The organism is Pseudomonas sp. LM13, assembly GCF_041381355.1.
Lineage (GTDB): Bacteria > Pseudomonadota > Gammaproteobacteria > Pseudomonadales > Pseudomonadaceae > Stutzerimonas > Stutzerimonas frequens.
In genome coordinates, this window is the sequence record NZ_JACBXH010000068.1 from 1 (window position 1) to 10,812 (window position 10,812).

Below are 10,812 nucleotides of genomic sequence, written 5' to 3' on the forward strand. Positions count from 1 at the left end.
AGTGCAACCCTTTTTTTAGCTAACCTTTTGATTTACAAGAGATTTTTCTTGAGGACTGCGCCGGAAGTGGTGCGCATTATAGGCACCTGAAAACAGCCGTCAACCGTTTATTTCGTTTTATTCGGACTTCAGCGAAACACGAGCAAAGGACTTCTTTCCAGCCTGGCAGACATGTGCCACACCACGCCTAAACATGAAATCACGATCCACGACCTGCCCGTCGACGCGCACCCCACCAGAGCCGAGCAGATCGCGCGCCATGGCGGCGTTCTTAACAAGCCCAGCCTTATTAAGAACAGCGGCAATCGGCATGTCTATCTCCGAAACCAACTCAATCTCGGGCAAGTCCTCTGGCAGCTCGCCATCCTTCATTCTATTACCTGCCGAGCGATGAGCCGTCGCAGCCGCTTCGTCGCCATGAAAACGCGCCACAATCTCTTCCGCCAGTTTGATCTTGATGTCACGCGGATTGGCTCCACGCTCAACGTCAGAGCGGAACTCGGCGATCTCTTCCTCCGAGCGGAAGCTAAGCAATTCGAAATACCGCCACATGAGCGAATCAGGAATCGACACCAGCTTGCTATACATCACACCGGGAGCCTCCTGGATCCCAACGTAATTCCCGAGCGACTTGGACATCTTCTTGACGCCATCCAAACCCTCCAACAGCGGCATAGTCACTACACACTGGGATGGTTGCCCGTACGCCCGCTGCAACTCACGCCCCATGAGCAGGTTGAATTTCTGGTCTGTCCCGCCGAGCTCGATATCAGCTTTGAGCGCGACTGAGTCATAGCCCTGAACCAGCGGATAGAGAAACTCATGGATGGCAATCGGCTGATTGGTCGAGTACCGCTTGCTGAAGTCGTCGCGCTCGAGCATGCGCGCGACGGTGTACTGCGAAGCCAGGCGTATGAAGTCCGCAGGCGACAGCTTATCCATCCATGCAGAGTTAAAAGCCACTTCCGTTCTTGCCGGATCCAGAATCTTGAAGACTTGAGCCTTATAGGTCTCGGCATTCTCCAGCACCTGATCGCGCGTCAGCGGCGGCCTCGTAGCACTTTTGCCACTTGGGTCACCAATCATCCCGGTGAAATCACCTATAAGGAAGACCACCTGATGCCCCAGATCCTGGAGCTGACGCATCTTGTTGATCAGTACTGTGTGACCGAGGTGAAGATCGGGAGCCGTCGGATCGAATCCAGCCTTGACGCGCAGCGGCTCGCCTCGCTCGAGCTTAGCGATTAGCTCAGACTCGACGAGCACCTCATCAGCGCCTCTCTTGATCACCGATAGCTGCTCTTGAACCGACTTCATGGCAATGCCCCGTACCATTTATTAAAGGGCGACAACCTTACAATATCGCAGGCCGTTTACAAACCACGGGCCCGAACCGACCGGCAGCTCACCCGCCGCAAGGGTTGCTTCATCAGGGCTTTGCTTATATTTTAGACAGTTATTTCCCGTTCAAAATGCCAGACGCCGAATGATGCCTTCCAAATCGAAAGCTCCTAACTACCCCAAGAGCCATCTTCTGGCTGCCAGTGGTGTAGCTGCGTTGTTGAGCCTGGCTCTGCTCGTGTTCCCTTCACGCGAGGTAGAAGCGAAGAAGACCTTCATCGACCTGAAACTGGAATCTTCTTTAGATCATTCCATCGGGGAGCAAGAAACGAATCTCCCGAACACGGACCATTCCCCTTTCGCACAACCACCGGCGCAAGGGCCGTCACACGAATCCAAGCAAGGCGGCGAGCCAGGCGAACTGAACGCTCAAGTCGTTGAACCCCTAGTGGATCCTCTCGAAAAAACCGTCGTGGTAGCCAACGGGGATACGCTATCGACGGTATTCGCAAAAGTTGGCCTATCGCCAGCAACTATGCATGCCGTGCTCTCAAGCAGCCAGGAAGCCAAGCAGTTTTCCCGACTGAGAATCGGCCAGACGCTTGAGTTCAAGCTGACAGAGCAAGGCGACCTTGCGAGCCTGCGAAGCAAGCTCAACAGCCTGGAGACCCTTGCCCTAGAGAAACGTGCCGACGGGTATGCCTTCAAGAAGGAGCAGATAAAGCCTGAAGTCGGTACGGTCTATGCTCGCGGCGAGATTGATAGCAGCCTGTTCCTAGCGGCGAGGCGTGCCGGTCTGAGCCACAATCTGACCATGGATCTGGCCAACGTGTTCGGCTACGACATCGACTTCGCACTCGACATTCGCAAGGGTGACAGTTTCGAAGTGCTTTACGAAGAGAAAACCGTGGGCGGTGAACGCGTCGGAACGGGCAATATTCTTGCCGCGCGCTTCACCAACCGAGGCAAAACCTACTCGGCGGTCCGTTATACCAACAAGGACGGCGCGACCAGTTATTACAATGCTGACGGGACCAGCATGCGAAAGGCGTTCATTCGAACTCCGGTCGACTTCGCCAGGATCAGCTCCCGATTCTCCAATGGCCGCAAGCATCCGATTCTGAACAAAATCCGCGCCCACAAAGGCGTCGATTACGCCGCACCACGCGGAACCCCGATCAAGAGCGCCGGCGATGGCAAGGTACTGCTTGCTGGACGCAAAGGGGGATACGGAAACACGGTGATCATTCAGCACGGCCAACGCTATCGTACGCTCTACGCTCACATGCAAGGATTCGCCAAGGGCGTGCGCAATGGATCAAGCGTCAAGCAGGGGCAGATCATCGGCTACATCGGCACTACCGGTCTTTCTACCGGTCCGCACCTGCATTACGAGTTTCAGGTGGACGGCGTCCATGTAGATCCGCTGGGCCTGAAGCTGCCCATGGCTGACCCAATCGCCAAGAATGAAAAGCAGCGTTTCATGCAGCTGAGCCAGCCACTCATGGCTCGCATGGACGAAGAGAAGGCAACCATGCTGGCCCTTAATCAGGAATAAACATGTCCCTGTATCTGGGCGTGATGTCTGGTACCAGCCTGGATGGGCTGGATGTCGCACTTGTCGAGCAAAACAGCCACACGCGACTGCTCGCCACACACTTCGTGCCCATGCCAGCATCGCTTCGCCAGGATCTTCTTGCCCTGTGCTCGCCTGGGCAAGACGAATTGGCGCGCTGCGCCATCGCCGAGCAGCATTGGGTGCAGCTGGCAGCAGAAGCAATTCTCAATTTGCTGGGCGAACAGCGGTTATCACCGCAAGCGATACGCGCCATCGGGAGCCACGGACAGACCGTTAGGCACGAGCCGCATCGAGGTTTCACGATACAGATTGGCAATCCTGCGCTACTGGCTGAGCTGACCGGCATCAATGTCGTTGCCGACTTTCGCCGGCGTGATGTTGCTGCAGGCGGCCAGGGCGCACCTCTGGTGCCAGCCTTTCATGAGGCCGTCTTTGGAGGCAGCAGCAAGGCTCGCGCAGTGCTGAACATAGGTGGCTTCAGCAACCTAAGCCTCTTGCCCCCAGGCCAACCCTCTTACGGTTTCGATTGCGGCCCAGGAAATGTCTTGATGGACGCCTGGGTATGGCGCCACATGGCGCAACCGTTCGATCGTAATGGCGACTGGGCGGCGCAGGGTACGGTGGTGCAACCATTGCTGGACGCCATGCTCGCTGAAGAGTTCTTCACGACGAAGGGGCCCAAGAGCACCGGACGCGAACTATTCAATCCTGCCTGGCTTGATGAACACCTCGCCCGTTATGAAGCCATGCGCCCTGAAGACGTCCAGGCAACCTTGCTGGAGCTCACGGCCAGTAGCATCTGCGATTCACTTATGGCAGCACAACCCGACACGGAAGAACTACTGGTTTGCGGCGGGGGCGCGCACAACCAAGCATTGATGCATCGCCTAGAAGCGCTGCTCCCGCGCAGCCAAGTGCTCAGCACACAAAGCCACGGCGTTCCGCCGGAGTGGGTGGAAGCGATGGCGTTCGCCTGGCTGGCCCATTGTTGTTTGGAAGGAATACCTGCAAATCGCCCGCGAGTGACCGGTGCACGCGGAAACCGAATCCTCGGCGCGATCTACCCGGCTTGAGCCCAAACGAAAACGCCGTGCATAGCACGGCGTTTTCCTTGCAGCACCAGCACTCAGATCGAGAAGGACTGGCCACATCCGCAGGTAGTAGTCGCGTTCGGGTTCTTTATAACGAAACGAGAACCTTCCAACCCCTCCTGGTAATCGACTTCCGCACCAGCCAGGTATTGGTAGCTCATGGGATCTACCACCAAACTCACGCCCTCTCGCTCGATCACGGTGTCGTCATCAGCGATGTCCTCATCAAACGTGAAGCCGTACTGGAAACCCGAGCAGCCCCCTCCGGTAACGAAGACACGCAGCTTCAAGCGCGGATTGCCTTCCTCGTCGACGAGGCTCTTCACCTTGCTCGCAGCCCCCTGACTGAACTGGATGGCGGTGGGCGTGAAGGATTCGACACTCATTGGGTTCTCCTGGCGTAAAACGCCCTACTGCGTTGACGGTGCATTATCGGCTTTCCCGACAAAACCGGTCAACTATTCGACATGCCCACTCGGTCGGGCACGACACGTCATCAGGGTAACAAGGCTACATTGCCAAGGCCTGTACGCTCGTCCAGGCCAAACAGGATGTTCATGTTCTGTACGGCCTGCCCCGAAGCGCCCTTCACCAGATTGTCGATCACCGACAGCACAACCGCCAAGTCGCCGTCCTGAGGGCGATGAACAGCAATCCTGCAAACATTCGCCCCACGCACACTGCGCGTCTCGGGGTGGCTCCCGGCAGGCATTACGTCGACAAAGGGTTCATTGGCATAACGCTGCTCATACAGCTTCTGCAGATCGACCGATGCGTCAGTCACCGTTGCGTATAGCGTGGCGTGAATACCGCGAATCATCGGCGTCAGATGCGGGACAAAGGTGAGTCCGACATCAGCATTGGCGGCCCGGCGCAGGCCTTGGCTGATCTCAGGAAGGTGCCGGTGACCTTTCACCCCATAGGCCATCATGCTTTCGCCTGCCTCGGCGAACAAGGAGCCGATCTTCGCCGCACGGCCGGCACCGCTGACACCCGACTTACAGTCTGCAATCAAACGCGACGCATCGGCCAGCCCTTGCTCGAGCAGAGGAATGAAACCAAGTTGCGTAGCCGTGGGATAACAACCAGGAACGGCAATGAGCCGTGCGGTCTTTATCTGCTCCCGGTTGACCTCCGGCAAACCGTACACCGCCTCAGGTAGCAATTCGGGCGCCCCGTGAGGCTGGCCGTACCATTTGGCCCATTCGTCTGCATCCTGCAATCGGAAATCAGCAGAGAGATCAATGACACGGGTACCGGCTGCCAGAAGCTCACCGGCAAGCGCGTGCGCCACACCATGCGGCGTAGCGAAAAACACGACATCACAGTCGCCCAGCGTGGCCGTGTCGGGAACGCTGAAAGCAAGGCCATCATAGTGGCCTCGCAGGTTCGGATACATGTCAGTCACCTTGACGCCATTCTCTGAGCGAGAAGTGATGACTGCCACTTCGGCCTGCGGATGCTGGGCGAGCAGGCGAAGCAACTCCACGCCCGTATAGCCTGTGCCGCCAACGATACCGACCTTGATCATGCCCTGCCCTCAACTGGATCCAGAAAGAACGCGATGATAAAGCTGCTTTGGTTTCGGGCCAACCGCCGGGATGACGGGCCTTTCCCCAGCCTCTAATATCGACGCACCTGTCCTTGAAGGATTCAATCGATGCTTTACCTCTGGCTCAAAGCGCTGCACATCATTGCGGTAGTCTGTTGGTTCGCCGGCTTATTCTACCTGCCCCGGCTATTCGTCTATCACGCAATGAGCGAAGACCAGCCTAGTCGGGAGCGTTTCAAGGTGATGGAACGCAAGCTGTATCGCGGCATCATGCTGCCATCGATGATCGCGACCCTTGGTTTAGGGATATGGATGATCGTGCTCAACCCTAGCCTGTTCAGTACCGGCGGCTGGCTGCATGCCAAACTAGCATTGGTGGCGCTCCTGATCGGCTATCACCACATCTGCGGCGCCCAACTCAAGCGCTTCGCCCGTGACGAGAACATGCGCGGTCATGTGTTCTATCGCTGGTTCAACGAAGTGCCAGTCTTGTTCCTTGTCGCCACCGTCATTCTGGTCGTAGTCAGGCCGTTCTGATCTCCCGAAGAGAATCTGTTATCCGGCGCAGGGTCCTGATTGAACCGCCTTGCCCAGGCGAGAACAGCGCTCTACTGTTCTCGCCCAACAAGGTCGTGACATGGATGCCGCATGCAAGAAGCTCAGTACAGAATCGTCTTCAAAGGCGAGCTTGAATCCGGGATGAATCAGCAGACCGTCAAGGAAAACCTGGCGGCGCTATTCAAAACCGACACCGGCAAGATCGACAAGCTTTTCGGCGGGGAGGCCACGGTCCTCAAGCGCCGACTCACCAGGACGGAGGCGGATAAGTACCTTGCCGCACTGCAGCGTGCCGGGGCAAAGGCCCACAAGGCTCAGGAGCAGCCCGCCCGAGAGTTCAGCCTGGTGCAGATGCACGAGGATACCGCTAACCCGACTGACCAGACCGTAGTCGGGACCATGGAATGCCCGAAGTGCGGCCATGTGCAGGAGCGAGCCTCCATCTGCCAGGCGTGCGGCATTGTTTTCGATAAGTATCTGGCTCGCCAGTCGTTACTACAGCAGAACATGCCCTCTGCTGCCGCGACCCCGAACTCGCCCTATGCGCCACCAGCTGCCGACGTTGATGAAGCCCTGCCGCTGCACGGCGAACTCAAACCCCTTTCGGTGTCAGGGCGGATCGGGCGCCTGCGCTATCTCGCGTGGTCGATGGTCATCATGTTCGCCGGAGCGGGGCTGTTCGGGCTCGCGGCCATCATCATGGCCATGTCACCTACCGCCGGCCTGGTTTGCATGGCTCTGGCAGGCGTTGCGATCGCGGTCGTCAGCGTGCTGATCGGCGTACAGCGTCTGCATGATTTTGGCTGGTCCGGCTGGTTGATTCTGCTGAACCTGGTGCCTGTCATAGGCAGCCTCTTTCCCTTCGCCATGCTACTGGTGCCAGGCACCAAGGAAGCCAATCGATATGGGTCGCCGCCTCCCCCTAACAGTCGCGCCGTGAAGTTACTCGCCGCGCTGTGGCTGGTACTGATCCTTGTCGGTGTGGCAGCGGTACCGACGCTGCTGAGCCTGTCCCGCGAAATAGGCTGATGAAGGCCCACGTAGCTTAGTCGGCGCACACTGTCCGCCCGCTCGCCCACTGGCGTAGCGCCGCGAGCTCTTCGGCCATGACAACCGATAGCGGCGAGGTGGTGCGGATGCAATCGAGCAACATGGCCTGATCGACCTGTCGCTGTTGTGCCTGCGCCGCGTAGACCGCACTCACGACCACCTGCTCGATCTCGGCACCAGAGAAACCATCGCTGGCTTCGGCCAGCGATGCAAGCGCCAATGTGTCGGGTGCCAGCTCTCGCCGTTCGAGATGGATGCGAAATATGTCGATGCGTGTGGCCGCATCCGGCAAGTCGACGAAGAATAGTTCGTCGAAACGCCCCTTTCGCAGCAGTTCGGGGGGCAGCCGCTTGATCGCATTGGCAGTGGCGACCAGAAAGACCGGCGCAGCGCGCTCAGCCATCCAGGTCAACAGCGTGCCCAGCACTCGCTGGCTTACCCCGCCATCCATATCTCCGACTGCCAACCCTTTTTCGATCTCATCCATCCATAGCACGCACGGCGCCATCTGTTCGGCCAGCGCAAGTGCTTCCCGCAAATTCCGCTCGGTTTCCCCGAAATACTTGTTGTACAGGCAGGCAAAATCCAGGCGCAGCAGTGGCAGCCCCCACAGCCCCGCTACGGCCTTGGCGGCCAGACTCTTGCCGCTACCCTGGACGCCGACGAGCATGACGCCGCGCGGCCGGTCGTCGGTCTCGAACAAGAAGGCCGCCTGGCGCGCCGCCAGCCAGCGCTTGAAGTTCCCCAGACCGCCGACTTCCGCGAAGCGGGCCGTCTCGTGTTCGAAGCCCAGCACACCGTCCAGATCCAGCAACTGGAACTTGCTGCGATTGAGCTCCGGAAGATCTTCCTGAGTAATGGCGCCGTCATCGCAGATCAGGTTCCGCGCCAGTGCGCGCGCCTCGGCATGGCTCAGACCTCGTAGGTTCTTCACGACCTGCTGCAACGTACGGTTATCCGTACGCACCCGCGCGCCACGGTTGCGTTCGCTCCAGCGGGTCGCTTCCTCGCGGACGATGGCCAGCAGCTCCTCCTCGACAGGCAGGGACAGGCTGAAGCGAGACGAGTAACGCTGTACCTCCGGCGGAAGCTTGAGCGCATGGGATACCAGCACGACCGTAGGCGCCGAGGACGACTCCTTCATCGCGATGTCCTTGAGCAGGCGGACCAGGACAGGATCATCGAGATAGGGGTGCAGATCGCAGAACACGTAAAGATTGGCCAGTGGATCATGCTTCACCAGTTCCAGTGCGCTTGCGGGCTTGCGGCTGTCTTCTCCGCCGTGCAGCTCCCCACCAAACGCCAGGTGCCGCAGTCCTTCGGTGGCAGCCCAGACATACAGGCCCACACCGCGCCGAACGGCAAGCCCGGTCAACGTCTCGAGCACTCTCCGCTCATCCCATGACTCGACCAGCACCAGCTTGACCCGCGACTCCAGGACCAGGCCCAGATCATGAATATCGTTTCTCACGCCATCTCCCTGCGCAGGCTCACTCCGGCCTGGATGCCCTGATACACTGTGCGACCGATCTCCCACGGAGAACCGTCATGGATTGTCTTTTTTGCAAGATCGTGGTCGGGGAAATTACCGCGCGCAAGCTCTACGAAGACGATCAGATTATCGCCTTCCACGATATCGCCGCTCAGGCACCAGTACACTTTCTGCTGATTCCGAAGAAGCACATCGCCACGCTGCACGACCTAGACGCGGAGACGGACAACGCGCTGGCAGGGCATATGCTTTTCACCGCCCAACGACTGGCCAGTGAGCAAGGGTGTCAGGACGGCTTTCGGGTGGTCGTCAATTGCAACGATCTGGGTGGCCAGACGGTCCATCACATCCATATGCACGTGTTGGGAAAACGTCAGATGCATTGGCCGCCGGGCTGACGGCCACACTGATAAAGTTATCCATAACCTCGTTATCGGCCTCACCTCTCCAGGAGGGAATCATGTCCAGCCAACGTCACTACTCCCCAGCCGACCGCCTGTTGATGCAGGCCGACGCCGCGCTCCGTACCTTGCTACCGTTTAGCGGGCAGCCATCGAGGCCTTCTCCTGCCGTGCTGAAGAACGACAGCGAGCTCACCGAGAGCGAAACAAGGCACGTCGCCGGACTGATGCGCATCAACCATACCGGCGAAGTCTGCGCCCAGGCACTGTATCAGGGACAGGCGCTGACGGCGCGGTTGCCGCAGGTACGTCAGGCAATGGAACAGGCCGCGGACGAGGAAATCGATCACCTGGCCTGGTGTGAACAACGGATACGGCAACTGGGCAGTCATACCAGCGTGCTCAACCCGCTGTTCTACGGGCTGTCCTTCGGGATCGGCGCGTCCGCCGGGCTAATCAGCGATCGCATCAGCCTCGGCTTCGTCGCCGCCACCGAAGATCAGGTCTGCAAGCATCTGGACGAGCACCTTGGCCAGCTGCCGGCGGGGGACGACAAGTCGCGGGCCATTCTCGAACAGATGCGCGAGGACGAAGCGCAGCACTCAACGGCAGCCATCGAGGCTGGCGGCCTGCAGTTTCCAGTCCCGATCAAGTTCGGCATGAGCCTGATGTCCAAGGTCATGACCAAAGCCACTTATCGAATCTGACCGGACCAGCCAGGTCCATGAAACTCACGAGACCTGGCTCGGCAATACAGCCAACCGTACCGGCCGGTGCGAACGGCTCATCCCAGCTCGACGATTTCGTATGAGTGGCTGATCTCCACACCTGCGCGACCGAGCATGATGGATGCCGAGCAGTATTTCTCGGCCGATAGTTCAACCGCCCGCTTGACGTGCGCCTCCTTCAATCCGCGTCCCTTGACGACGAAACGCAAATGGATGCGCGTGAATACCTTCGGATCCTCCGACGCCCGCTCGGCTTCCACGAAGGCCTCACAACTTTCCACCGCCTGGCGGGACTTCTTGAGGATGCTGACCACATCGAAGTTGCTGCAACCGCCAAGACCCAGCAGCAACATCTCCATCGGTCGCACCCCGAGATTGCGACCACCGCTCTCGGGCGGTCCGTCCATCACGACGACATGGCCGCTGCCAGACTCACCGAGAAACATGGCGCCATCGACCCATTGAATGCGCGCTTTCATCGTCAGCTCCATAAAAAACAGGGCAAATAGCTTACCATGGCCCTCAGGATCGGCCGCGACGGGGCACGCGACTACACGCGACTAAAGGTGCGTTGACCCTCTCGTTTCGATTGTCGCAACTTGTTGCCGGCGCACCTGCGTCTGTTAAGCTGGCGACAGCTGAATGACAGCGACATATAACAATAATCAGCCTTTATTAAGTACTTATCCGGGACCCACAGCATGGTAGCTATCACTCTTACGCCCAAGATAAAGAATATCGACAAGTTGCTCGCGCACTGCCATAGACGGCGGTACACGGCAAAAAGCACCATCATCTATGCTGGCGACCGTTGCGAGTCGCTATTTTTCATCGTCAAAGGCTCGGTCACCATTCTCATCGAGGACGATGACGGCCGCGAGATGATCATCGCGTACCTGAACGCTGGCGATTTCTTCGGAGAGATGGGGCTTTTCGAGAAAGAAGGTGCAGAGAAAGAACGCAGCGCCTGGGTTCGCGCGAAGACCGAATGCGAAGTGGCTGAACTGAGCTATGCGAAGG

12 protein-coding genes are annotated in these 10,812 nt (G+C 58.5%); 7 read left to right on the forward strand and 5 right to left on the reverse strand.

The genetic code is table 11. From position 1 onward, the window contains the following. Positions 1-117 precede the first annotated feature (117 nt). Positions 118-1,317 (reverse strand): tyrosine--tRNA ligase, encoded by a 1,200-nt coding sequence (tyrS, locus tag HZR81_RS22590; RefSeq protein ID WP_102839642.1) that lies wholly within the window; start codon positions 1,315-1,317, stop codon positions 118-120. Between the two features lie 169 nt (positions 1,318-1,486). Between tyrS and HZR81_RS22595 the strand changes: the two genes are divergently transcribed. Further along, positions 1,487-2,899: a peptidoglycan DD-metalloendopeptidase family protein gene (locus HZR81_RS22595; protein ID WP_102839641.1), complete on the forward strand. Its 1,413-nt coding sequence runs from the start codon at positions 1,487-1,489 to the stop codon at positions 2,897-2,899. A 2-nt stretch (positions 2,900-2,901) separates the two neighbouring features. Then, the gene (locus tag HZR81_RS22600; RefSeq protein ID WP_500129319.1) at positions 2,902-3,993 is read left to right on the forward strand and encodes an anhydro-N-acetylmuramic acid kinase; all 1,092 of its coding nucleotides are present in this window, start codon (positions 2,902-2,904) and stop codon (positions 3,991-3,993) included. 53 nt (positions 3,994-4,046) lie between these two features. On the opposite strand, the gene erpA is transcribed toward HZR81_RS22600, so the two are convergent. After that, positions 4,047-4,397, reverse strand: coding sequence for an iron-sulfur cluster insertion protein ErpA (gene erpA, locus HZR81_RS22605; protein ID WP_003296689.1), 351 nt, complete (start codon positions 4,395-4,397; stop codon positions 4,047-4,049). A 110-nt stretch (positions 4,398-4,507) separates the two neighbouring features. Continuing rightward, positions 4,508-5,542, reverse strand: a complete 1,035-nt coding sequence (gene argC / locus HZR81_RS22610; protein ID WP_125868832.1) for an N-acetyl-gamma-glutamyl-phosphate reductase — start codon at positions 5,540-5,542, stop codon at positions 4,508-4,510. Between the two features lie 129 nt (positions 5,543-5,671). Between argC and hemJ the strand changes: the two genes are divergently transcribed. Together hemJ and HZR81_RS22620 are read left to right on the forward strand one after the other, a co-directional pair. After that, entirely contained in the window at positions 5,672-6,100 is a 429-nt protein-coding gene (hemJ, locus tag HZR81_RS22615; protein WP_500129320.1) for a protoporphyrinogen oxidase HemJ, read from the forward strand. 111 nt (positions 6,101-6,211) lie between these two features. Beyond that, a complete protein-coding gene (locus tag HZR81_RS22620; protein WP_500129321.1) occupies positions 6,212-7,150 on the forward strand; it encodes a DUF805 domain-containing protein in 939 nt (312 codons plus the stop codon). 16 nt (positions 7,151-7,166) lie between these two features. Here HZR81_RS22620 and HZR81_RS22625 read toward each other — a convergent pair whose 3' ends face one another. Next, positions 7,167-8,642, reverse strand: coding sequence for an AAA family ATPase (locus HZR81_RS22625; RefSeq protein ID WP_500129322.1), 1,476 nt, complete (start codon positions 8,640-8,642; stop codon positions 7,167-7,169). A 77-nt stretch (positions 8,643-8,719) separates the two neighbouring features. Here HZR81_RS22625 and HZR81_RS22630 point away from each other — a divergent pair, with 77 nt between their 5' ends. Both HZR81_RS22630 and coq7 read left to right on the forward strand, forming a co-directional pair. After that, positions 8,720-9,061 (forward strand): histidine triad nucleotide-binding protein, encoded by a 342-nt coding sequence (locus HZR81_RS22630; protein ID WP_125868830.1) that lies wholly within the window; start codon positions 8,720-8,722, stop codon positions 9,059-9,061. A gap of 62 nt (positions 9,062-9,123) precedes the next feature. Beyond that, on the forward strand, positions 9,124-9,771 hold the full coding sequence (coq7, locus tag HZR81_RS22635; RefSeq protein ID WP_500129323.1) for a 2-polyprenyl-3-methyl-6-methoxy-1,4-benzoquinone monooxygenase: 648 nt from the start codon (positions 9,124-9,126) through the stop codon (positions 9,769-9,771). Positions 9,772-9,848: 77 nt separating this feature from the next. Here coq7 and HZR81_RS22640 read toward each other — a convergent pair whose 3' ends face one another. Next, the gene (locus tag HZR81_RS22640) at positions 9,849-10,271 is read right to left on the reverse strand and encodes an OsmC family protein (protein WP_063539674.1); all 423 of its coding nucleotides are present in this window, start codon (positions 10,269-10,271) and stop codon (positions 9,849-9,851) included. A 222-nt stretch (positions 10,272-10,493) separates the two neighbouring features. Here HZR81_RS22640 and HZR81_RS22645 point away from each other — a divergent pair. Next, positions 10,494-10,812, forward strand: a 319-nt coding sequence (locus HZR81_RS22645; protein WP_500129324.1) for a cyclic nucleotide-binding domain-containing protein, incomplete at its 3' end; no start/stop codon positions are given.